General features: G+C 63.8%; 21 protein-coding genes and 1 pseudogene. 16 read left to right on the top strand and 6 right to left on the bottom strand.

The features are described from left to right. Positions 1–222: 222 nt before the first annotated feature. Both FDP28_RS15760 and FDP28_RS15755 read right to left on the bottom strand, forming a co-directional pair. Positions 223–408, bottom strand: coding sequence for a CsbD family protein (locus FDP28_RS15760; protein ID WP_018777112.1), 186 nt, complete (start codon positions 406–408; stop codon positions 223–225). Positions 409–489: 81 nt separating this feature from the next. Continuing rightward, positions 490–1,665: a zinc-dependent alcohol dehydrogenase gene (locus FDP28_RS15755; protein ID WP_144662483.1), complete on the bottom strand. Its 1,176-nt coding sequence runs from the start codon at positions 1,663–1,665 to the stop codon at positions 490–492. A 134-nt stretch (positions 1,666–1,799) separates the two neighbouring features. Here FDP28_RS15755 and FDP28_RS15750 point away from each other — a divergent pair, with 134 nt between their 5' ends. The 12 genes and pseudogenes from FDP28_RS15750 (at position 1,800) to FDP28_RS15695 (ending at position 12,737) form a co-directional block, all read left to right on the top strand. After that, complete coding sequence (locus tag FDP28_RS15750) at positions 1,800–1,994, top strand: hypothetical protein (RefSeq protein ID WP_144662482.1); 195 nt, start codon at positions 1,800–1,802, stop codon at positions 1,992–1,994. A gap of 155 nt (positions 1,995–2,149) precedes the next feature. Next, on the top strand, positions 2,150–2,653 hold the full coding sequence (locus FDP28_RS15745) for a hypothetical protein (RefSeq protein ID WP_144662481.1): 504 nt from the start codon (positions 2,150–2,152) through the stop codon (positions 2,651–2,653). A 60-nt stretch (positions 2,654–2,713) separates the two neighbouring features. Next, on the top strand, positions 2,714–3,298 hold the full coding sequence (locus tag FDP28_RS15740; RefSeq protein ID WP_144662493.1) for an SIS domain-containing protein: 585 nt from the start codon (positions 2,714–2,716) through the stop codon (positions 3,296–3,298). 86 nt (positions 3,299–3,384) lie between these two features. Further along, positions 3,385–4,455 (top strand): alkene reductase, encoded by a 1,071-nt coding sequence (locus FDP28_RS15735; RefSeq protein ID WP_144662480.1) that lies wholly within the window; start codon positions 3,385–3,387, stop codon positions 4,453–4,455. A gap of 138 nt (positions 4,456–4,593) precedes the next feature. After that, a complete protein-coding gene (locus FDP28_RS15730; protein WP_144662479.1) occupies positions 4,594–5,292 on the top strand; it encodes a GntR family transcriptional regulator in 699 nt (232 codons plus the stop codon). A gap of 168 nt (positions 5,293–5,460) precedes the next feature. Beyond that, on the top strand, positions 5,461–6,468 hold the full coding sequence (locus FDP28_RS15725; RefSeq protein ID WP_144662478.1) for a sugar phosphate isomerase/epimerase family protein: 1,008 nt from the start codon (positions 5,461–5,463) through the stop codon (positions 6,466–6,468). Further along, positions 6,465–8,213, top strand: a pseudogene (gene dhaL, locus FDP28_RS15720) (dihydroxyacetone kinase subunit DhaL). Before FDP28_RS15725 ends, dhaL begins: the two are co-directional and overlap by 4 nt. Before the next feature lie 3 nt (positions 8,214–8,216). After that, positions 8,217–8,699 carry a ribose-5-phosphate isomerase gene (locus FDP28_RS15715; protein WP_144662477.1) on the top strand — a complete coding sequence of 161 codons (483 nt, stop codon included), beginning with the start codon at positions 8,217–8,219 and terminating at the stop codon, positions 8,697–8,699. A 3-nt stretch (positions 8,700–8,702) separates the two neighbouring features. Then, positions 8,703–9,671, top strand: a complete 969-nt coding sequence (locus tag FDP28_RS15710) for a 3-hydroxyacyl-CoA dehydrogenase family protein (protein ID WP_144662476.1) — start codon at positions 8,703–8,705, stop codon at positions 9,669–9,671. A gap of 12 nt (positions 9,672–9,683) precedes the next feature. Then, a complete protein-coding gene (locus FDP28_RS15705; RefSeq protein ID WP_144662475.1) occupies positions 9,684–10,448 on the top strand; it encodes an SDR family NAD(P)-dependent oxidoreductase in 765 nt (254 codons plus the stop codon). A gap of 151 nt (positions 10,449–10,599) precedes the next feature. Further along, on the top strand, positions 10,600–11,949 hold the full coding sequence (locus FDP28_RS15700; RefSeq protein ID WP_144662474.1) for an MFS transporter: 1,350 nt from the start codon (positions 10,600–10,602) through the stop codon (positions 11,947–11,949). Next, positions 11,949–12,737, top strand: a complete 789-nt coding sequence (locus FDP28_RS15695) for a triose-phosphate isomerase family protein (RefSeq protein WP_144662473.1) — start codon at positions 11,949–11,951, stop codon at positions 12,735–12,737. Before FDP28_RS15700 ends, FDP28_RS15695 begins: the two co-directional genes overlap by 1 nt. A gap of 37 nt (positions 12,738–12,774) precedes the next feature. Here FDP28_RS15695 and FDP28_RS15690 read toward each other — a convergent pair whose 3' ends face one another. Beyond that, the gene (locus tag FDP28_RS15690) at positions 12,775–16,347 is read right to left on the bottom strand and encodes a TM0106 family RecB-like putative nuclease (protein WP_144662472.1); all 3,573 of its coding nucleotides are present in this window, start codon (positions 16,345–16,347) and stop codon (positions 12,775–12,777) included. Positions 16,348–16,443: 96 nt separating this feature from the next. Between FDP28_RS15690 and FDP28_RS15685 the strand changes: the two genes are divergently transcribed. From FDP28_RS15685 to FDP28_RS15675, 3 genes are all read left to right on the top strand, one after another. Beyond that, entirely contained in the window at positions 16,444–16,899 is a 456-nt protein-coding gene (locus FDP28_RS15685) for a nucleoside deaminase (RefSeq protein WP_144662471.1), read from the top strand. Positions 16,900–17,034: 135 nt separating this feature from the next. Then, on the top strand, positions 17,035–17,466 hold the full coding sequence (locus FDP28_RS15680) for a CBS domain-containing protein (RefSeq protein WP_144662470.1): 432 nt from the start codon (positions 17,035–17,037) through the stop codon (positions 17,464–17,466). Between the two features lie 132 nt (positions 17,467–17,598). Then, a complete protein-coding gene (locus tag FDP28_RS15675) occupies positions 17,599–20,013 on the top strand; it encodes a Tex family protein (RefSeq protein ID WP_144662469.1) in 2,415 nt (804 codons plus the stop codon). Positions 20,014–20,030: 17 nt separating this feature from the next. Here FDP28_RS15675 and FDP28_RS15670 read toward each other — a convergent pair whose 3' ends face one another. From FDP28_RS15670 to FDP28_RS15660, 3 genes are read right to left on the bottom strand one after another with little or no spacing between them, the layout of a single operon-like run. Next, positions 20,031–21,041, bottom strand: coding sequence for an alpha/beta hydrolase (locus FDP28_RS15670; RefSeq protein ID WP_144662468.1), 1,011 nt, complete (start codon positions 21,039–21,041; stop codon positions 20,031–20,033). Continuing rightward, positions 21,038–21,430, bottom strand: a complete 393-nt coding sequence (locus FDP28_RS15665; RefSeq protein ID WP_144662467.1) for a DUF1622 domain-containing protein — start codon at positions 21,428–21,430, stop codon at positions 21,038–21,040. The genes FDP28_RS15670 and FDP28_RS15665 overlap by 4 nt, the downstream gene beginning before the upstream one ends. 29 nt (positions 21,431–21,459) lie before the next feature. After that, the gene (locus FDP28_RS15660) at positions 21,460–22,374 is read right to left on the bottom strand and encodes an MSMEG_6728 family protein (protein ID WP_144662466.1); all 915 of its coding nucleotides are present in this window, start codon (positions 22,372–22,374) and stop codon (positions 21,460–21,462) included. An 83-nt stretch (positions 22,375–22,457) separates the two neighbouring features. Between FDP28_RS15660 and FDP28_RS15655 the strand changes: the two genes are divergently transcribed. After that, on the top strand, positions 22,458–23,489 hold the full coding sequence (locus tag FDP28_RS15655) for an adenosine deaminase (protein WP_144662465.1): 1,032 nt from the start codon (positions 22,458–22,460) through the stop codon (positions 23,487–23,489). Positions 23,490–23,562: the final 73 nt, after the last annotated feature.

Here is a 23,562-nt window from a genome sequence, read left to right as displayed (position 1 = left end):
GGCCCGCCACATCTACCGCACACTCAACGCTGCCGCAACAGCAACCCAAACCCCTTGACAGACATAGAAGAGTCTAGAGGACAGCACATGTCCTACTGACGGCTCATTGGGACAGGAGCTGTCCCCTAGATGGGGGCACGTATGGTTGGGTGCACGCAGAACGCCCCGGTTCCCTTGGATGGGAGCCGGGGCGTTTCGCTGTGTTCGTTTGGTGCTGTAGGCCTACTTGTCGAAGGCGTCCTTTGCGGCGTCCTTGACGTTCTCGCCAGCCTGCTTGGTCTTGGCGGCTGCCTGGTCAGCTACGCCTTCGGCCTGCAGTTTCTCGTTATTGGTGGCGTCACCCAGGGCTTCCTTTGCCTTGCCGGTGACTTCCTGTGCCTTGTTGCTGATCTTGTCTCCGAGTCCCATGGGATCTCCTTCGATGTAGTACCAACGCTGACAATTGCTAGGCTATCGAGCAATTCTGGGTACTTCCTGAATGTGCGCTGCTCAGGGCTTGAGGACCACCTTGATGCATCCATCTTGCTTCTTTTGGAACTTCTCGTAGAGTGCAGGCGCCTCGTCCAAGCTCCCGGTATGGGTGACCAGATGCATGACTCCCAGCGGATCGGCGTCGTCCTCCACCAGGGGGAGCAAGTCGTCGATCCAGCTGCGCACATTGCATTGACCCATGCGGAGCTGGATCTGCTTATCGAACATGGTCATCAGCGGCATGGGATCGGCCTGGCCTCCGTAGACGCCGCTAAGGGAGAGTGTGCCACCGCGACGTACTGTGTCGACGGCGGTATGGAGGGCCGCGAGCCGGTCTACGCTCATGGTCTCCATGGCCACCTGCGCCGGCTTGTCCGGTAGGAGGGACACTGCCTTGTGGAGGAAGGAAGCCACCGGCGAACCGTGTGCTTCCATGCCGACGGCGTCCACCACGGAGTCCGGTCCCCGGCCGAGCGTTTCCTCCCGGATCTGGCTGGCGACATCGGAACTGTAGTCCATGGTCTCCACGCCGTGGGACTCCGCCATCGCCCGGCGTTCGGGGACCGGATCGACTCCGATGACCCGGAAGCCCTTGTGGAGGCCGATCCTGGTGGCAAACTGGCCAACAGGTCCCAAACCCAGCACCGCGAGGGTCCCACCCTCAGGAACATTGGCGTACTCCACGGCCTGCCACGCGGTGGGGAGGATGTCGGACAGGAAGAGGTAGCGTTCGTCGGGCGCATCCGAGTCGATTTTCACGGGGCCGTAATCCGCGAACGGCACCCGCAGGTACTGGGCTTGGCCTCCCGGGACGGAGCCATACAGTTCTGAATAGCCAAACAGCGCCGCGCCGGATCCCTTGGCCTTGACCTGGGTGGTTTCGCATTGGGACTGAAGCCCGCGGTTGCACATGTAGCAGTGCCCGCAGGAGATGTTGAAGGGGACCACAACCCTGTCGCCCTTTTTGAGGCGGTGCACTCCCGGGCCTACTTCTTCGACGATTCCCATGGGCTCGTGCCCAATGACGTCGCCCTTGTGCATATAGGGGCCGAGGACCTCATACAAGTGGAGGTCCGAGCCGCAGATGGCGGTGGAAGTGATGCGGACAATCGCGTCCGTGGGTTCCTGGATGGAGGGTTCGGGTACGTCGTCGACGCTGAGCGTGCGCCGGCCTTGCCATGTCACTGCTTTCACGTGTGGATCTCCCTGCTGTTGATGCCGGGGCCGGTCCCGCTCTTCTGGAGACCTTTCCAGCGAAGCAGAGATCATGTCCTCTTACAAGGCCGCCGACCCTCGACACGATCCCGGGTGGTGCCTAGATTGAGGCCATGAGCAACGAACCCAACAAGACCGACGCGGCACCTTCGGAACCGTCCGAACCTGGGGCGACTGACGCCGTCGAACATGACAATGGAACCGGCGACTTCACCACCGAACTGGACCCCACGTTCATCCCTGATGAGACCGGTGAAACCCCGGAAGAAAAGCGTGCCCGTGAACACCCGGAAGAGACGGGCAGCTAAAACTAGTAAGTAACCTGATAACTAGCTACCATACAAGAAGAGGCGGGACCGGAATCGTTTTGGAATGACCCGATTGGGGTACACCTCGGACACCAAGCACAGCGCGGGCTGCGAGCGGCGCCCACGGAAGTCCGCTCACCAGGGAGGTAATCCTCGTGGACACAGGACAACTGGTACTGATCATCGTCGTGGCCGTGGTGGTCATCGCAGCCGTGATCATCGCGGTGGTTGTTGGACGCCGTAAGAAGGCCGAGGTCAATCGTCGCCGGGCGGGGGAGTTGCGCGAGAAGGCCCAAGAGGAAGCCATCGGCGCTCACCAAGCCAAGGCTGAGGCTGCCCAGGCCGAGGCAAACGCCCTCCAGGCCGAAGCCGAAGCGAACCGGCTCCGGAAAGAAGCTGAACGGCACTCCGAAAAGGCCGAGGAAGCGCACGGACGCGTCGAAGAGCACCTCCGCCATGCCGACAAGCTTGACCCGAATGCCACGGCAGACCGATCCGCCGACGACGGTCACGGCACCCATGCCGGCCGCGGCAACGTGGACCACGACGGCGGCCACACCAGTGACGCCGACCGCGTCAACGTCGCGGAGGGTGAGCGGCTGACGCGTGACCGCAGCAGGCGTGACGGCTCGACGCGCGACGGCGACAGGAACCTGTAGTTTCAACGACGAAGCGGAGGTAAGGAAGTGAGTATCGTGGTGAGGCGGACAGGCCAGTCAATCCGTGCGACTGATTCGAAGATCAACCGACATGCAGTGGACGTTGTCCTGGGTCACCTTGGCGAGATCGGGCCAGCCGTAGCGGCCCTGCGTCGGGAATCGTCGCGGCTTGCCGAATGGGGCGAGGAACTGGCCAGGGCCAGGCTTCGTGGCGGCCGGGTGTTCGCCGCCGGAAGCGACGGTTCCGCCCATGAAGCACAACGCTTCGCCTCTGAACTCACTGCCCACGATGCCGCCCATGATCACGGTGGGAACCCCGGCTCCTTCAAGGCCATCGTGGCCAACAAGGATGCCGGGGAGACCATCAGCAGCCAGATTCCGTCGGTGGTCAAGCGTGGAGACATTGTGGTGCTGCTGGCTGCCAAGGGAATCACGGATGACCTCCGCGACGCCGCTGCCGCAGCCAAATCTGCAGGCGCCAAGGTGTGGGCACTGACCGGACGGGAGTCCAAGGACCTGGCGCAATCCGTCAATGAGGCAATCAACATCAACACGGACCCGCCGCACGCCGAGGAGGCGCACCTGGTGGCAGTCCTTGCCCTGTGCGAATGCTTCGACGAGTCAATGAGGGATCTGACCAAGTAGGGTGTGATCTGCGCCTCACCCGGAATAGTTGCAGACGCGGCACAGTTACGCATGGTGAACCTGATTCATCCTGAAAGGAACCGCGCATGCTGTTTTCCCCCTTGGCCCTTGGCGAGCTGGAGCTTTCCAACCGACTGGTGATGGCCCCGTTGACTCGCCTGCGCGCAGGCCAGGATGGCGTTCCGAACGATCTGATCGCTGAGCACTACCGCCAGCGCGCCTCCCTGGGCCTGATCGTCAGCGAAGGAACCTACCCGGCCCGTGCCGGTCAGTCCTACCCCGGCCAGCCCGGTCTTGTCACAGATGAGCAGGTCGCTGGCTGGAAGAAGGTCACTGACGCAGTCCACGCCGAGGGTGGTCGGATGTTCGCCCAGATCATGCACGGCGGACGCGTGTCGCACGCCGACATCACCGGTGGCCACGAAATTGTCGGCCCCAGCGCCGTCGCCATCGAGGGCGAGGTCCGCACCCCCAACGGCAAGCAGGCCTACCCGGTGCCGCGCGAACTGCGCACGGACGAACTGCCCGGAGTGATCCAGGAAATCGTCACCGCCTCCAAGAATGCGATTGAGGCAGGCTTCGACGGCGTTGAACTCCACTCCGCCAACGGCTACCTCCTGCATGAATTCCTTGCCCCGAACTCCAATGTCCGTACCGACAGCTACGGTGGTTCCCCGGAAAACCGTGCACGGTTCGTCATCGAGACGGTCAACGCGGTGGTGGAGGCCTTGGGGGCCAACCGTGTGGGTATCCGGATTTCCCCGGAGCACAACGTCCAGGGAATCGCCGAAACGGATGCCGCCGATGTCCGGGCAACGTACGAGGTTCTGGTGGACACCATTGCGCCACTCAACCTGGCGTACCTGAGCATCCTGCACCACGAGCCCAAGGGATCCCTGGTCCAGGACCTCCGTGAACGTTTCAACGGAACTTTCCTGGTGAACACCGGCTTCAGCGAGATCACCACCCGCGACGAAGCCTTCGCCATCATCGAAGAAGGCCTCGCTGACGCCGTCGTGGTTGGCCGCCCGGCCATCGCCAACCCCGATCTGGCCCGTCGCTGGCGTGACAGCCTGCCGCTGAACGAGCCCAACCCGGCCACGTTCTACGCTGACGGCGCCGAGGGATACACGGACTACCCGTTCTACGCGAACTAACAGCAGCAAAAGCACGACGTCGGCGCGCCTTTTCCCGAATGGCGACTGCCGACGTCGTGCTTTAAGCTCACAAGCCGGGCGGAATGTGACGTCGTCTCCTTACCGACCGACGGCTCGCGTTCCTATAGGATTTGTGGCATGTCTGAACCTTCGCCGGCAGTCGCCCGCCCCGGCTTTCCTGTCAGTCGCCAAGTTCTGGCGGACCACGTGTATGAAGCGCTGCTCGAATGGCTCATGGATGGCCGTTTGAAACCGGGAGCTGCCGTCAGCATCGACGGGATGGCGCGGGAACTGGATGTCTCGCCTACGCCAGTGCGGGAGGCGCTGGCCCGGCTGGAGCATACGGGCATGGTTCGTCGCGTCGCGCTCAAGGGGTACCGGGTTGCTCCGGTTTTCACCCGCGAGGACTTTGCTGAACTCATGGAAGCGCGGCTTTCGATTGAACCAGTGAATGCCAGGTTGGCGTGTTCGCGGATGACGCAGGAGGGCCTCGATGCCCTGAAGCAGGCTGTGGAGGACTTGAAGACGGCTCCGAGGGGCGGAACGTTCGCCGAATACCGGAGCTATCTCGAGGCTGACGAACGGTTTCACCAGCTCATCGCCGCCCAGGCCAACAACCAATTCCTCCTGGCGGCATACAACACCTTGGGCGGGCAGGTCCAGCGTTTCCGCTTGTTCGGGGGAGTGGGCATTACTGATGCCGAACAGGCGATCTCCGAGCACCAAGCCGTGCTGGACGCCCTGACGGGCGGCGATCCGGAAAAGGCGGCACAGGCAATGGTCGCCCACGTGGAGAACGTCCGGGGGCGGGCAATGGCTGACGCGCCCGAGGAATAGTCATCTGCCAAGCAAGGCTCGCCGGACATGCCGGCGGGCCTTTTTTGTGACCCTCTTCACGAACATATGTAAGACATATAGGATGCAGGAAGTTTCCGAAAAGGCTTGACAGTTCCTTCGTGTTCGTAAATCCTATAGGAAACAGGATTCCACGAAGGAGTGATCATCATGGCGTATACCGCCGAGAATTGGCCCGTCACCGCGGCCCTCCTGCAGTTCCCCGGCACCGACCAAACGGGCAAGGACATCAACGACGCCGACGCTTCCGTCTGGGCCGACGTCCTCCAGGAAGTCAAGGACGCGGGTTTCACCAACGCCGATCTCACCGACAGCTGGGTGCGTCCGGGCGATCTCAGCAAGGAACGCCTCGCAGAGTTCAAGCAGACCGCCGAGCACGTAGGCATCGGGACGCCGGTCATCTCAGCCATCCGCCGCAGCGTCATCCACACCACGGATTGGGCCGGGAACCTCGCCTACAGCCACCGGACCATCGACGCCGCCGCCGAACTCGGCTGCGAGGTAGTCTCGATCGGCCTCCACCAGGCCATTACGCCGGAGCAGCAGAAACAGCTGTGGTTCTGGACCGTGGAGGGATACAAGGACCCCGTGGGGGACAAGGAAGCATGGGGCAACGCCGTCTCCCGCATCCGTGAGCTCGGCCAGCACGCCGCCGAGGCCGGGATCCTGCTGTCCCTGGAGATGTATGAGGACACCTACCTCGGCACCGCCGACTCCTCCGTCCAATTGGTACAGGACATCGGCCTGGACAACGTTGGCCTCAACCCGGACCTTGGCAACCTCATCCGACTTCACCGGCCCATCGAGGACTGGCGCGAAATGGTGGCCAAGACCCTGCCATATTCCAACTACTGGCACATGAAGAACTACATCCGCGATGAGGACGTGGCCCGCGACAGTTACATCACCATGCCCGCCCCCATGGAAAGCGGACTCATCAACTACCGTGAAGCCTTCAAGTTTGCGCTGTCCGTGGGCTTCCAGGGCATCCTCTGCACCGAACACTACGGTGGCGACGGCCTCAGCGTCACCGCCAGCAACCAGGAATACCTGCGCCGCCATGTCCTGCCCAAGACCGAGGGCTACGCGCTGGGCACAAGCCAGGTCGCACAGGGCCGCCAGCAGCCGGCTGCAGAGTTGGCAGGAGCGGTGAAGTGACGCGGATTTTCGATGACGCGGCGGACTTTGCCGACGAAGCCCTGGATGGTTTCGTTGCAGCCAACCGCTCGTAGGTAGCCAGGGTGGATGGCGGCGTGGTGCGCTCCACTGAGGTACCTGCAGGCCAGGTAGCGTTGGTGGTTGGTGGAGGGTCCGGACATTACCCGGCCTTTGCCGGGCTCGTCGGTCCGGGCCTGGCTGCAGGCTCGGCGTGCGGGAACATGTTCGCCTCTCCCGCAGCAGGCCAGGTGTACCGCGTGGCCAAGGCCGCCAATGCAGGCGGCGGTGTGCTGCTGAGCTACGGTAACTACGCCGGCGACGTCCTCCACTTCGGCCAGGCCCAGCTTCGGCTCAATGCCGAGGGCATCGAGACCCGCACCGTCACCGTTACGGATGACATTGCCAGCGCTCCGATCGAACAGCTGGAAAAGCGCCGCGGCATTGCCGGAGACCTCACCGTTTTCAAGATCGCAGGAGCCGCCGCAGAAGCGGGACTGGACCTTGACGGCGTCGAGCGTTTGGCCATCAAGACCAACTACCGCACGCGCTCCCTCGGCGTGGCCTTTGACGGCTGCACGTTGCCGGGCGCCAAGGACCCGCTGTTCCACGTTCCCGCGGGGCAGATGTCCCTCGGCTTGGGCATTCACGGCGAACCCGGGATCTCCGAACACCCCATGCCCACGGCATCCGAACTCGCCGAACTCCTGGTGTCGAAGCTGCTGGCTGACAAGCCCGAGGACGCAGGAGAGCGCGTGGTGGCCATCGTCAACGGGCTTGGCACCGTCAAGTACGACGAACTTTTCCTGCTGTTCGGCAAGATCGAGAAGCTCCTGGCAGCTGCCGGGCTGACGGTCGTCGAGCCCGAGTGCGGGGAGCTGGTGACCAGCCTGGACATGTCAGGCCTGTCGCTGACGCTCCTGTGGCTGGACGAGGAACTGGAACAGTACTGGTCCGCGCCCGCCGACACCCCCGCTTTCCGCAAGGGCAGCATGGCACCCCGCGCGGCGCGCACCACTGCGTTGACGGACGACGCCGAAGCCTCCGACGTCGAGCAGCCCACCCGGGCCGCGGCGGAACTTGGGGAGCAGGCCGTGGCGATCCTCGCCCAGGTGAGGGACGTCGTCGTCGAGCATGAAGAAGAACTCGGCAAACTGGACGCCATTGCCGGCGATGGCGACCACGGTATCGGCATGCGCCGCGGGGTCGACGCAGCCGCTGCTGCTGGGAAAGCCGCCGGCGGTTCGTCGGTGGCGCGGGTGCTGGCCAGTGCCGGCGAGGCCTGGAGCGAGCGTGCCGGCGGCACCTCGGGAGCCCTGTGGGGTTCGGCCGTCATTGCGGCCGGGCAAGCGCTCGGAAACCGGGACTCCTACAGCGCCGAGGACGCAGCCGCTGCGGTGAAAGCCTTCGCCGGTGCCATCACCGAACTCGGCAAAGCGGAGCCGGGCGACAAAACCATGGTGGACGCGCTCCTTCCGTTCCGCGATGCCTTCCTGGCAGAGCTCGACGGCGGTGCTCCCGTTGACAGGGCGCTGGCAGTTGCGGCTGCGGCGGCCGAGTCCGCTGCCGCGAAAACCGCGGAGCTCCGGCCACTGAAGGGCCGGGCACGTCCCCTCGCCGAGAAGAGCCTCGGCCACCCGGATCCCGGCGCTGTGTCCTTCGGACTGATCGCCGCACGGATCTCACAATTCATCGATTCACAACTTGCCGCTGCAACCACCGCTGCACCGGCTGGAAACGGAGCCTGAAGAATGAGCAACACCCAAGGCTGGCGCATCGTCGTCGGCAATGACGAGGCCGGCGTGGAATACAAGAACGCCCTCCTGGCACTGTTGGAAGCTGACCCGCGCGTCGCGTCCGTGACAGACGTCGGCGTGGGACCGGACGATTCCACCGCCTACCCGCACGTCGCCGTCGATGCCGCCCGCAAGGTGGCCGAAGGCGAAGCAGACCGGGCGCTGCTGATCTGCGGCACGGGACTCGGCGTAGCCATCGCGGCAAACAAGGTTCCCGGCATCCGCGCCGTCACGGCCCACGATTCCTACTCCGTGGAGCGTTCCGTCCTGAGCAACAATGCCCAGGTCCTGACCCTCGGCCAGCGCGTCATCGGACTGGAATTGGCCAAAAAGCTGGTGGGCGAATGGCTCGGACACCGCTTTGACGAGAATTCCGCCTCCGCCGCAAAGGTGGACGCCATCTGCTCTTACGAACCCGACTACACAAAGGCGGTCTGATCAATGACTACACCAGAAAACCAAGCCCGGAAGATCGCCGTCGTCGGCTCCGGCTACATGGGCGGCGGCATCGCCCAGGTCCTGGCGCTTGGTGGCGCCCGCGTTGCCCTGGCCGACGTTTCTGCCGAGGTAGCGCAGAAGAACTACGAGCGTTTGCTGGAAGAGTCGGAGCAGTTCATCGCCGACGGGCTCTTCCCGAAGGGTTCGACGGAGATCCTCAAGCAGAACCTGTGGGCTGCAAAGGACATCGAGGAAGCCGTTGCGGACGCTGACTTCATCGAGGAGTGCGTTCCCGAGGTCCTGGAAATCAAGCACCAGACCCTCGCCCGGATCAGTGCGGCAGCCCGCCCGGACGCCCTGATCGGCTCCAACACGTCCACCATCTCCATTGCTGCCCTGGCCGAGGCCGTCACCAATCCGGGGCGCTTCCTGGGCGTGCACTTTTCCAACCCCTCGCCGTTCATTCCCGGCGTCGAGGTCATCCCGCACGCGGGCACTTCGGCCGCCACGGTCTCCGCCTCCTGTGACCTGGTCCACGCCGCCGGCAAGCAGACGGCCGTCGTCAAGGATGTCACCGGCTTCGTGCTGAACCGCCTGCAGTACGCGCTGTTCCACGAAGCGGCGCAGCTGGTGGAGCAGGGCATCGCAACAGCGGACGACGTCGACACCCTGGTCCGTACGACGTTCGGCTTCCGCCTGCCGTTCTTCGGGCCGTTCGCCATCGCCGACATGGCGGGCCTGGATGTCTACAACTTCTGCTACAAGTCGCTGCAGACCGGCTTCCCGGAGCGTTTTGCGACGCCGAAGATCCTCTCCGACCTGGTCGAGGCCGGCAAGCTCGGGACCAAGACCGGGGCGGGCTTCCTCAACGTTCCCGCCGAACGGACCCCGGAACTCATCGCCTACCGCAACAAGGCCTACGTCGCCATGCAGAAGCTCATTGAAGAGCTCGGCCCGGCACCTATCAACTAACAGGAGAAACACATGACTTTTCCCGCATCACGGACGGCAATCGTTACCGGAGCTGTCTCCGAACGTGGCATTGGCCGCGCGACCGTCAACTACTTGGCCGCCCAGGGCTGGAACATCGGCATCATCGACCTCGATGACGCCGCCTGCAAGGCCGCGGCCAAGGAAATCGCCGCAGAATACGGAGTCCAGGCACACGGCGTAGGCGCCAATGTGGCCAGCGAAGCCGAGGTCCGCGCAGCCATCGACGAGCTCGAAGCAGAGCTGCCCCAGATCGTGGCCTTGGCCAACGTTGCCGGCGTCAGCTCGCCCATCGGGTACCTGGAACTTGAACCCGCCGAATGGGAGCGGGTCCTTAGCATCAACCTCAACGGTGTCCACTACGCCACCCGGCGCGTGGCTGAGTCCATGGTGAAGAACCGCGTAGGCCGCATCGTCAACATCTCCTCCGTTTCGGCGCAGCGCGGCGGTGGCACCTTCTCGAAGACCCCGTACTCGGTTGCCAAGGCAGGCGTCATTGGCCTCACCCGCGCGACAGCCCGCGAGCTGGGGGAGTACGACATCACCGTCAACGCGATTTCGCCCGGCCCCATCGACACCGACATCATGGGCGGCACGTTGAGCGAGGAGCGCAAGGACGAACTGGTCAAGGACCTCGTGGTGAACCGCGTCGGCTCCACCCGCGACATCGCCGCAGCCATCGCCTTCCTCATCAGCGAGGACTCCGGATACATCTCCGGCCAGACGCTGAATGTGGACGGCGGGTTGTACATGCACTAGGGCCTTCGTCGATGAAGACCTGGACCCGAGAACGGAAGATCTACCTTGCCGTGGGCGTGCTCGCCTGCGCCGTGGGCCTAGTGCTCATTCTCTTCCCGCGCTGATAACCCGCTTTGGTTATCCCCAACTGACTACTCAAAGAGGAGTTTCAATGTCCGTCGCATCAACTTCCACCAAGGAGTTGCTGGATTCGCCGGTTTTGAAGTCGGCAATATCCAAGGCTTCATTCAGGCTGATGCCCATGCTGGTCATTCTGTACGTGGTGGCCTTCCTTGACCGCACCAACGTTGGTTTTGCCGAAGCCGCCCTTGGGGTGGACAAGGGCATCACTGCCGGGGCCTACGCGCTCGGTGCCGGTATCTTCTTCATCGGCTACGCGTTGTTCGAGATCCCCAGCAACCTTCTGCTCACCAAGTTTGGTGCCAAAATGTGGCTGGCCCGCATCGCCGTCACGTGGGGCATCGTGTCGGCCTGCTTCGCATTCGTGCAAGGCGAAGTCTCGTTCATCATCCTCCGCTTCCTGCTTGGCGTGACCGAGGCCGGATTGTTCCCGGGCGTGATCATGTTCCTGGCGGCCTGGTTCCCCAACAAGGTACGCGTGAAGATGTTCGCCATCTTCTACCTGGCACAGCCGTTCTCGCAGATGATCGGTGCGCCGCTGTCCGGTTGGCTGATCAACATCGGCGACCAGGTTCCGGGCGTAGCTGGTTGGCAGGTCATGTTCTTCGTCGAAGGCATGCTGGCTGTGCTGGCCGGTATTGCCGCCTTCTTCTTCCTGATCAACAGCCCGCAGGACGCGAAGTTCCTGAGCAAGGAAGAAAAGGGAGCCCTCACCGATGTCATGGCCCTCGAGGACACGGTGAAGGAAGAATCCGGTCCCCGCGGCGTCCTCGCCTCGATGCGGAACGGCAAGGTCTGGTACTTCACCATCATCTACTTCTGCCTGCAGATCGCGGTGTACGGCGTGACGTTCTACCTTCCGCAGCAGGTGTCCCAGCTGACCGGCCAAAAGGTTGGACTCGCCGTCGGACTCCTGACCGCCATCCCGTGGTTCTTCGGCATCTTTGCCTGCTTCTTCATTGGAAAGGCAGCAAACACGGTTCTGCGCCGGCGTCGCTGGGGTACGGCGTTGTTCGTCTCCACGGGCCTGTGCATCTTCGGTTCCGCTTGGGCCGGGGCCAACCACCAGCCGACGCTTGGCATCATCTTCATCACCTTGGCGGTGTGCAGCTTCCTCGCGATCGGTCCCATCGCCTGGTCCTACCCGACGGCGTTCCTCACCGGAACTGCCGCAGCGGCCGGTATCGGCCTCATCAACTCCCTGGGAAACCTGGGCGGTTTCGTCGCACCGATCCTGCGCACCTCGGTCAACGAAATGACGGCCTCGGACACGGGAACCATGGGTGTGTACGCCCTGGGTGTTCTGCCCTTCCTGGCAGCAATCATGATGTTCGGAACGCGCGCCTTCACCAACAAAGCCGATGAGCTGCTGGACAAGTGATGCTGTTGGACACTGACGCCTTGTATGTAGGAGTCAGCACCAAGATGTACATGGGCTACGCGCAATCGTTGGCGTGGCTGGAGCAGTTGGTGAAAGAAGTGGACGCCCGTCCGGCCCTCGCGGCCGGGCGGGTGGTCCCGTTTGTCATCCCTTCCTTCCCGGTTCTTCCTGCGGCGGCAGACCTTGCGGCGGATTCGCCGCTGGTTCTGGGGGCGCAGAATTGCGGGTGGTCGGACGGTCCGTGGACCGGTGAAGTGGCTCCGTCGATGCTCGCCGAACTCGGCGTCGGGTTGGTGGAAATCGGGCACGCCGAACGCCGGCGGTGGTTTGCGGAGTCTGACGCGATGATCGCGCGCAAAGTGGACGCCGCCGTCGAATCCGGCGTGACGCCGTTGCTGTGCGTGGGGGAGAACGAGGAGTCAGCCCCGGAGGTTGCCGCCGATGTTGTCTTCGAACAGATCGGCGCCGCTGTGTCCGGCAACTGGTCCTTGGCCGCCAGGCTCGTCATTGCCTATGAGCCTGTGTGGGCGATCGGCGCACCCGAACCTGCCTCGGCAGGGTACGTCTCGGCTGTTGTTGGCGCGCTGCGCGCCGCCCTGGGGCAGCACGGCTTGTCGGGGCTGCCGGTGATCTACGGGGGCTCAGCGAAGCCGGGCCTCCTGCCGCAGCTCAGCGGTGTCTCGGGGCTCTTCCTGGGCCGCTTCGCGCACGACGCCGCGAACTTCGGCCGGGTCCTGGACGAAGCCCTCGCCCTCCCCAACCAAGCAGCCCAACCAGGGGACAGCTAACGTCGCTATGGGCCGCCAATGGAGCACTAACTGTCCCCTAGGTGGGTGAGGCGCGTTGGCAGAGGGCCACAAAACCGCCCAGGTTTTCCAGCCCCTCCGGATGCGTCGGGAGGTAGTTGGTCAGCTCAGGCGAACGGACGACGACGGCACGCCACTGGCCGCGCGACACCGCCACGTTGATGCGGTTGCGGGAGAGCAGGAACTCCATGCCCCTGGGAACCTCACCTGCAGCGGAGGCAGCCATGGACACGATCACCACAGGAGCTTCCTGGCCTTGGAACTTGTCCACGGTGCCGACGCGGACTTTGTTCAGACCCACTGAGTGCAGTAGATGCTTGATGAGCTGGACCTGCGCGTTGTAGGGAGCTACCACCAGGATGTCGGCCTCGTCGAGGGAACGGCTTTGCGGTGATTGGGAGGGGTCCAACCACGTGAGGCCCAAGTGCGCCTGTACTTGCCGCACCACTTCGGCCGCTTCCTCGGGCGAGCTGGTGGAGTTGCCGGTGTGCTGGACGTAGACACACGAGATTCCAGGTTCTGCACCGTCCAGCCGGCGATGCGAGGCTGCGGGAGCCGCCTCCAACCGGGAGTCATAGGACAGCTCCGAGACAGCACCACAAAGTTCCGGATGCATGCGCCATGACAGGGCCAGGAAGTAGCCGAGCTCCGACGGCAAGGTGTTGTGGCCGTCGGACAACCAGCCCAGCGCGGACTCGTCAACCGGCTCGGGGTGCGTTCCCTGGGTGACCTGGGGAAGCTGTTGGGGATCACCAAGGAGCAGGAGCCGCTTGGCCGCCCGCGAGACGGCCATGGTGTTGGCCAGGGAGAACTGGCCGGCTTCATCGATAACCAGCAGGTCCAGCGATCCTTCCGGCACTTCCTTTCCCACCATGGCCCAGGCGGTGCCGCCGATCAGGGCGCCCCCGGGCATGGACAGGGCCTCGCTGACGTCTGCCTTGCCGCAGCCGCTCCAGGGCACGGGGTCGTTGTGCCTGACCTCCTTGGCCACCCGCTGAGGGTCCACGCCGGCTTTCTCGACGGCGGCACACAGCATGTGTTCCACCACGGCATGGGATTGCGCCACCACACCGACTTTCCAGCCGTCAGCCACGAGCCGGGCCAACACGTGCGCCCCCACATGGGTCTTTCCGCTGCCCGGAGGCCCCTGAACCGCAAGGTAGGAGTGGTCAAGGTCTTTGACGGCCGCCGTAATGGCGTCGACATATCCGTCCGGCTCGGGTTCCACGGCAGGAAGCGCAGAAAGAGTGCGCAGCCTGGGCGGTTGCCGGCGGACCAGGTCCAGCGCAGCGTCCTTGGGCCACTCCGGGAGGGAAGCCCGGAGCCGCGTGGCCAGGGCTGCCAACGCTGCCCGTTGGCCGTTCGTGGGAATCGGGCTGTCCGGGGTCAGTGCCATGGGCAGTTGGCTGAACTCGGTGGAATCCTTGCGCAGGCCTTCGGCGATGGTGACGAATTCAAAGTCCCCGTCGTCGCCAACCTCGCTGACTTTCGTATTTCCCCAGCCGGCACGGCCAAGCACCGACGATTCCTTGGCCAGCAACGCATCCGGCAGCGGGGGACCGTACATTCTGAAGTATGTCTTGCCCGGGTCCAGGCCCGCACCGTCCCCCGACCGTCCGAGCAGTTTGACCATCCGGACCGGGTTGCTGCGGGGTGTGGGTTTGGCCCAATCCTGCAGCAGCTCCGCGTGGTCCACAACGAAAATGTCCCTGGCGTCATCCCACTGCGAAGTGGGTTTCTCGAGACGGTCGAAGTGCCCCCACCAGTGTTGCTTGTCCTCGCGCCGGTGGTAGCCCACCCCTGCTGCGACAATTCCAATGGCCCGTGCATCAAGGCTGGAGCGTTCGTCTTCGGAAAGCTGCGCCAAGTACTCGAATAGGGCTGTCTCCTCGGGGGCAGCCTCGTAACCGGCCGCGTCCTTATCGCCGTTCCCGCGGTCATCGGGTTCTTCACTGAGCGAGCCCGGCACGATGGAGCGCTCAGTGGCCCGGGCCAGCAACCAGTTGCGCAACTCCAGCGTGGAGAGGCAGTCATACTCGTTGTAGTCCCGGATGCTCTCGAGAATCCGGGTGGCCAGGGCGGCCTTGCCACTGTCCCGGGCCGTGCAGTAGTCGGCGTAGGCAACCACGGAGGCACCGGCGTCGGTCACGTCACCGGAACGCAAGTGCTGTCCCATGTAAAGGGGTTCCAGCTTCTTGATGCTGTAGGAGTTCGAAGAGACCCGGATACTGTGCCGAACGGTGTCATAGAGATCCACCAGGACGCCTTGCTTGAGGAGGTCATCAACGGCGGTTTCGCCCATCACGTGCGTCAGGGACAGGTTCCGCAGGGCGGTCTTTTCGTAGGCCGCGTAGTGGTAGATGTGCATGCCCGGGTACTGTGCACGGCGCTTGGCGACGTAGTCCAGGAAGTCGACGAAGGCCTTGCCTTCTTCAGCCCGGGAGTGCGCCCAGAAAGGACGGAATACCGGTGACGCCCCCGGTTCAACGGGGTTCTCCATGACGCCGAACAGGTATTCCAAGCCCCATTTTCCCGTGACCGGGTCCTGCCACAGGGGATCGCCCTCGAAGTCGAAGAAGATGTCGCCAGGGTCAGGTTCGGGAAGCCTGCCCAGCGTGTTGTCGGCCAGGACGTTGTAACTGACGGATTTGGACTCGCCTGCCTTATCCGTATAGCTGACCGTGCCATCAGGGGACCCGACGCCGGTCTGCAGCCGGGCTTGTTCGCGCAGTCGAAGCTGGGTGTGGTCGCCCTCGGCCGGCATGGCGGCCAGTTGGTCGATGGTGGTGACTCCGGCTTCCATCAGCTTTTTGCGCCGGCTGATCCGCATGCCTGCCACCATGAGCAGGTCCCGGTGCAACAGGACCTGCTCCGCGCAGTAATCACAACGGCCACAGGCTGTGAAGCGGGGATCTCCCCACTCCGCAGCTCCGGACTCCGCCATGTGGGTCGCGGCCAGATCCAGGAAACGGCTGCGACGTTCCTTGAACACTGGCAAGATCTGGGAGAGAGGGTGGTCACTGTGTACCCGGTTCCCCAGCACCAGGGTGACTGTGGGATCCGGTGTGATGCCGGCCTTCAGGAGTTGGTCCCCGTAAGCGGCAAGCTGAAGGAGCGCCGTGACCTTGGCATGCCGGGCCAGCTTGGTATCGAAGACCGCATACTGGCCGCCAGGCTTCTTCACCAGGAAATCCGAGCGACCATGGAAGGTGCCATCAAAGAAGGCGGCCTGGAACACCACGTCCGCTCCGCCAACCAGGGCGTCGATGGATTCCGCATGCTTGGCCCTCAGGGTGGCGCGGTCCATTGCTGAGGCGGGTTCGACGTCGTAAACGCCTTTGCCTGTAGCCGGGTCCCATGGCCCAAACTCAGCCACGAACCCGTCCAGGACCTTGTGCTCGTGGACATCTCCAAGCTCGGCAGTGCGTTCCAGCATGGCATCAGTGGGGAAGTCAGGCCGTGGTGTGCGGCCAAGCTTTTCATCAAGTTTCCGCAGCAACTGGTATTCACACGTAGCGGCGATGACGAGATCGCTGGCAGAGAAGACCAGGTCCTGCGGGGCGCCAGCCAACTCCGGATCGAGAAAGAACACCGAGGGCCACCTGCCTTCCTTGCTGTGAATACCCTTGTTAGCCAAGCTATCAGCGGGCCCCGACAATTTAGCGTGCCTCAGCTTTAGACTGCCCCCATGACTGAATCGACCCATGCCACGGACGCAGCCTTTGAAGCCGCCTACCAAGCCGCACAGAAAAGCCTCAGCGAGGGCGGAATCCCCATCGGGGCAGCCTTGGCCCGCGACGGAAAAGTCATCGCCAGCGGACACAACGAGCGCGTCCAGCATGGCGACCCGATAGCCCACGGCGAAATGTCCGCGCTGCGTGCCGCGGGACGGCAGAAGAGCTACCGCGACACCACGTTGTACACCACCCTGGCACCTTGTGCGATGTGCACGGGAACCATCATCCAGTTCAAGATCCCCCGCGTGGTGGTGGGGGAGGCCGCGACCTTCCCCGGTGAGTTCGACCTCCTGCGTGCCCGCGGCGTTGAGGTGATTGTCCTGGGCGATCAACGTTGCGTGGACATGATGCGCACCTTCCAGCAAGAGCACCCTGAACTGTGGGCCGAGGATATTGCCGAGGACTGAATTCCGTCTGTTCAGGGCTACCTGCCCGGCGTAATCTGGCATCATCGGCGCCGGTGCCGAAGGACCCCCATCCGCAGCATTTCCGAGGACCCCGCAGCTCCCGCGTCGATGAACCCAATCGATGAAGGAGGACCCATGAGTGTCGTACGTGAATTCATGACGACCGATGCCAAGTGCGTCGTCGAGGACCAGACTCTTGAAGTGGCCGCCCGCATGATGCGGGATATGGACTGTGGTTCACTTCCCATCTGCGGCAACGACGGCAAACTGACCGGCGTCATCACCGACCGCGACATTGTGGTCAAGTGTATTGCCGAAGGAAAGGATGCCCGAGAGGTCCTGGCCAGGGAGCTCGCCCAGGGTAAGCCGTACTGGATCGACGCAGATGACAACGTGGACGAGGCCATCCGGATGATGGAAGAACACCAGGTCCGCCGGCTTCCCGTCATCAGCAACCACGCCATGGTGGGCATCATCAGCCAGGGGGATATTGCCCGCAACTACACCGAGCAACGCGTCGGCGAAATGGTGGAGCACATCTCCGCCAAGGAGCACATGGCCCACTAGGATCCAGTCGCCAACATCCAGCCGCCGCGAAGCGCTCCGTGGAGGAACGCCTCGCGGCCCGTTCCTCCGCACCAACGCAGCCGCCCAAACATGCCCCGACCTGAAACTGTCGGCCCGGTGAGGCAAACTGTCATGGTGACTTCACATCTCCAACACCAGTCAGCTGATTCCGCCATCCACGCACAGATCGCCGAAGAACTAGGCGTCAAAGCCTGGCAGGTCAAGGCGGCGGTGGAACTGCTCGACGCCGGATCCACCGTCCCCTTCATCGCCCGCTACCGCAAGGAAGCCACCGGGACGCTCGATGACACCCAGCTCCGCGACCTTGAAGAACGGCTCCGCTACCTTCGCGAGCTCGAAGAGCGGCGGAAGGCCGTCCTCGAGGCGATTGCCGCTCAAGGAAAGCTGACCCCGGAACTGGAAGCCGCCGTCGTCGGGGCCGATACCAAGGCCAGGCTGGAAGACATCTACCTGCCCTTCAAATCGAAGCGCCGCACCAAAGCCCAGATCGCCCGCGAAGCCGGACTGGAGCCGCTGGCAGACGTCCTTCTCGCCAACCCGCAGCTGGACCCGGCCACCGAAGCCGCGAAGTACCTGAATGCAGAGCACTCCATTGACGACGCAGCCACAGCGCTCGCCGGCGCCCGTGCCATCCTGGTGGAGCGCGTGGGCCAGGATGCCGACCTCGCCGAGGACCTGCGCGAACGCCTGTGGAAGCAAGGCCGCATGGTGTCCCGGGTCAAGAAGGGCATGGAAGCCGAGGGCCAGAAGTTCAAGGACTACTTCGAGTTCACGCAGGTGCCGTCCGGCATGCCTTCGCACCGCGTCCTGGCCCTGCTGCGCGGCGAAAAGGACGGCGTCCTGGAGCTCGACCTCGCCGAGGCAGACCCGGCCGACGACGACGCCCTGGCCGCCGCCCGTGGCAAGTACGAGAACGCTGTGGCCAAGTGCCTTGGGGTTTCGAACCAGGGGCGCCCGGCCGACGCTTGGCTGACGCAGACAGCGCAGCTCGCCTGGCGCGGGCGTATTCTGGACCGTCTCACCACGGACCTTCGTGGCCGCATGTTTGCCGATGCCGAAGATGAGGCAGTGCGTGTTTTCGCCGCCAACCTTCGTGACGTCCTCCTCGCGGCGCCGGCGGGCAACCGCGCAACGCTCGGCCTGGATCCGGGCCTGCGCACCGGCGTCAAGGTCGCCGTGGTGGACGGGACTGGCAAGGTAGTCGCCACCGACACCATCTACCCGCACGCTCCGGCGAAGAAGTGGGATGAAGCGTTGGCCACGCTTGGACGGCTCGCCAAGCAGCACAACATTGAACTCGTGGCCATTGGCAACGGAACCGCGTCCCGTGAAACGGACAAACTGGCCACCGAACTCATCAAATCCCTGGAAGCGTCAGGATCGAAGGGAATCCAGAAACTCGTGGTGTCCGAGGCCGGAGCATCCGTCTACTCCGCCTCAGCGCTCGCGGCATCCGAACTCCCGGGCATGGACGTGTCCCTCCGCGGTGCCGTGTCGATTGCCCGCCGGCTGCAGGACCCCTTGGCCGAGTTGGTGAAGATCGAGCCCAAGTCCATCGGCGTCGGGCAGTACCAGCACGATGTCACGGCTGCGAAGCTCGACCGTTCCCTGGATGCCGTGGTGGAGGACTGTGTCAACGCGGTGGGTGTGGATGTGAACACGGCCTCGCCTGCGTTGTTGAGCCGCGTGGCAGGCGTCGGGCCGCTGCTCAGCGAGAACATCGTGGCCTACCGGAATGAGAACGGTTCCTTTGCCAAACGCAGCGATCTGAAGAAGGTGCCGCGCCTCGGTGCCAAAGCGTTCGAGCAGTGCGCCGGCTTCCTTCGGATTACCGGCGGAGCGGAGCCGCTGGACGCCTCCAGCGTTCACCCTGAGGCCTACTCCGTGGCCCGCAAGATCCTTGTGGCGGCCGGTGGTGGCCCGGCCACTGCCTTGGACCCGCAGGCATTCGTTGACGGTACGTTCGGCCTCCCGACGGTCAAGGACATCATGTCCGAGCTGGAGAAGCCCGGACGTGATCCGCGGCCCGCGTTCAAGGCGGCATCGTTCTCGGAAGGCATCGAAAAGATCTCCGACCTCAAGCCCGGGATGATCCTGGAGGGCACAGTCACCAACGTGGCCGCGTTCGGTGCCTTTGTCGACGTCGGGGTGCACCAGGACGGCCTCGTGCACGTCTCGGCACTGTCCAACAAGTTCGTCTCCGACCCCCGGGAAATCGTGAAGTCCGGCCAGGTGGTGCGGGTCAAGGTGCTGGAAGCCGATCCCGAACGTAAGCGCATCTCGCTGACGTTGAGGCTCGACGACGAACCCGGCACCGCGGGCGGCCGCACCTCAGGCGGCCGTACTTCGGCTGGTCCGCGCGAGGGGGATCGTCGCGGAAACCAAGGACGGCCGCAGCAGGGCAACCCGCGGCAGGGCAACCCGCGGCAGGGTGGGCCCCGCCAAGGCAAGCCGCAGCAGTCGCCGGCCGCTCCGGCCAACACAGCCATGGCCGAAGCCCTGCGCCGGGCCGGGCTCGGCAAATAGGGAACCCCGCCGTACTATTATGGCCCATCCAGGGGTGGATTTTGGGCCATAAGTGACCCCGCGTTGCTTCTGGGCAGCCAACGTCCTATCCGCTCGAACGCTTCCTTCCTGATGGGTTCCGGCGACAGGAAGATGTCGTGGAAGGCGTTGGGCAGCCGGCTCACTGTGACAGTGTCCGCCAGGGACAACGATCGGTGGGCCACAGCGTCCACATTGAGGGCTACGTCTGCGGTGAGGGCGTCGGCGGACCACTTCGGCTGCAGGTAGCTCTTGTCCGAAAGCATCACAAGCACTGGCACGTCGATGCCCAGGCCTGCGGCCACCGTGGCTTGTCCGCGGAACACTGCGTCAAGGAAGGCGGGCGTGAGTGGGAATCCGCGATCGGGACGCCAATCGAGGTTGTAGTCCCATTCACCGTCCAGGGCCGCCGAGACTGCCCGGGTGTAGATCCCCGGATCCACGGGAGGCAGCGGTGCCAGTGGATGGAGTTTGGCGTGCAAGCCCACCAAGGGTGCAATGGCTCGGCGTCCGAGTTCGGTGGCTTGGAACTCCAACCACGGGCTGTTGAGGATCAGTGCGGAGGCCACCCCGGGGTGACGGGAGGCCCACAGGCTCAGGGTGAGGCCGCCGGTGGAGTGGCCGAGGAGGATGAGCGGCCGGTCCTGGGTCCCGGAGCGGCCCATGGCCTCCAAAGCTGCGGCGATATCGGCGTCGTATTCGGCGAGGTTGGTCACGAAGCCAGGGACCAGCCCCGGCCTGAGGCTGCGGCCATAGTTGTGCAGGTCCAGGGCGTGGAACCGTGCGCCTGCCCGGTGCCAGAACTCGGCGAGGTGGCGTTGAAAGAAGTAGTCGGACCAGCCGTGAACGTAGAGGACGTCGGCGTCGAGGCCAACGCGTTCAGAAGAGTCGGGCCGGTGCGGGCCGGTGCCAAGGTACCTCACCAAGGTGGCGACAGCACCGCCGTCGAGCTCCAAAGTCTGTTGCTCGAAACCCTCGCCAAGAATGTCCGGTACCCACGGCTGCGTCATGGATCCGATCGTAGCGGTTCACTGGTGCCGGAGCTTTTTTCCTTCTGCCATGGCCAGCGGCCGGTGATCTCCAGCTCCAGCGAAAAGCTGAGGAAGGTCCGGATGAGCACGATGATCGCCAGGACGCCAACGCTCTCGAAGGTGGGGGTTACGGCGACGGTACGAATGATGTCGGCGGCCACCAGGAGCTCCAAACCCAGCAAGATGGAGCGTCCCAGCAATTGTCGATAGGCGCGGTACGGCGTGAACGGTTCCAGTTCCGGGGCGCGTTCGGGTTGGTAGCCACGGAGGGCCATGGGAATGGAGACCAACGCTCCAATCACCATGACGGCCACGCCCGCAGCGTCCATGTACCTGCCAACGGACTCGATGATGTGCTGGAAATCCATGGCCCTCCCTGTGTTGGTGGAAAGCTCCGCTACAGCGCCGGTGCGGGGACCGGGAAGAACACCCGGGGATCCTGCAGCAGCGCGGGGTAGTCGAAATCAGAGCGCTTGATGACGTTGGTGACCTCGAAGTTTCGGGCGAACTGACCATCGACCGTGATGGGACGGCCGTGGATCAACCCGACGGCGAAGGTGCTGCCGCCGTCGAACGGGACCGCGATCTCTGTCTTGCCGGGAAGGGTGCTGAAGGCCTTCTCCTGGGCCTGGCGCTTGCGCGTGGGCTTCTTTTCCTGCGGCTTGACGGGACGCTTCTTGGGGCCGCCGACTTGCCGCCGCGACTTCTCCTCGGCGTAAACGAACTGGTATTCCTCATCGGCTGAAGGAGCAGCCGAACGTGCCTTGCCATGGGGTGGCATGCTCACGGTGGTGAGCTCTTCGGGCCTAAGGTCCCCGACGGCGGAGCGCAGGATGAACAGGCGGTCCTCTTCGGGATCCTCCGGGTGGAATTCATGGTTGGGTTCTGGCCACACATATTCCAGCTTCTCCTCGGTGCCCGGGAAGAGCTGCGCGTAGTGCTTGGGATCCTTGCTGATCAGCTTGGAACGGTGGCTGATGTGCAGGTCCTCGTGTCCCAACCAAGGCGGCATGATGATCCTGGAGGCGTAGTCCGGGTGGGCCGCCTGCGGAGCGAACTCGGCAATGTTGCTGCGCGTGTTGTCCGGGTGGCCCCGTTCCATCCATTCGTCGGCCATGGCCAAGCCGTAGAGGGTGAGGGCGGGAACGTGCCCCATCCACATACGGACGGCCGGGTGGGACTGCCAACCATACTCCGGGATCACCAACGCGCGGAGGACCTGGAGGGCTTCGACGCGTTGTTTGCCGAGCCTTGAAGTGTCGAGTGCCGCGGCGCTCTCACGGAAATCGGCAAAGGGGAGGAAAGTCTGCATCCTTTCAGTCTGAGGGTGCCGGGCGTGAGAACCAAGTTGAGTGCTCCGGGACACGTGCCCGTGTTCGGGCCTAGAGTTATCGGGTGGAAACTATTGGCGAGAAAACAACCACCACGGCACCCCCGGTTGCCGAACTGCACCTGCACATTGAAGGGACCCTCCAGCCAGAGCTGATCTTTGCCCTGGCCGAACGCAACGGCATTGAACTGCCGTACGAAGATATTGAAGAACTGCGCGGGAAGTACGAATTCTCGGATCTGCAATCCTTCCTGGACCTCTACTACGCCAACATGGCTGTCCTGCAGACTGAGCAGGATTTCACCGACATGACCCGCGCCTACCTGGAGCGGGCAGCCGCCGGGGGAGTCCGGCACGCGGAGATCATGATGGATCCCCAAGCCCACATTTCCCGGGGTGTGGCTTTGGAGACCTGCGTCAACGGAGTGGCCAACGCCCTGGCAACCTCCGAAGAGGACTTTGGCGTCTCCACCCTCCTGATTGCCGCGTTCCTGCGGGACATGTCCGAGGAATCTGCCGTTGAGGTGCTGGAACAGCTCCTTGCCATGCATGCTCCCATCGCGGGCATCGGCCTGGACTCAGCAGAGGTGGGCAACCCGCCGTCGAAATTCGAGCGCCTGTACCAGCGTGCCGGCGAGGCGGGGCTTCGAAGGATCGCCCACGCCGGCGAGGAAGGGCCGGCCTCGTACATCACGGAGGCGCTGGATCTGCTGCACGTTGAGCGGATCGATCACGGCATCCGGTGCATGGAGGACACCGATGTGGTGCAGCGGCTGGTCGCCGAGCAGGTGCCGCTGACCGTTTGTCCGTTGTCCAATGTCCGGCTGCGCGCCGTGGACAAGCTGGAGGACCACCCGCTGCCGGAAATGCTGGCCATTGGCCTGAACGTCTGCGTCAATTCCGACGACCCCGCCTACTTTGGCGGCTACGTGGACGATAACTATGAGCGCCTCGTGGAGGTCTTGAAGTTCTCGGTGCCCGAGCAGGCTACGCTCGCGGCCAACTCCATCCGCTCATCCTTTGCTTCGGACGCACGAAAAGCAGAGCTCCTGGACGAGGTGACCGAATGGGTCAAAACATCGGTGACGGGCGCCTGAACCGCTGCAGCCGATACCCGTACATCACTTGCGCCGCTTGTGATGTCACACTCAGTCACGACACACGGTGTTT

The organism is Paenarthrobacter nicotinovorans, assembly GCF_007670255.1.
GTDB classification, from domain to species: Bacteria; Actinomycetota; Actinomycetes; order Actinomycetales; family Micrococcaceae; genus Arthrobacter; species Arthrobacter nicotinovorans_B.
This window is presented reverse-complemented; position numbering and strand designations above follow the sequence as displayed.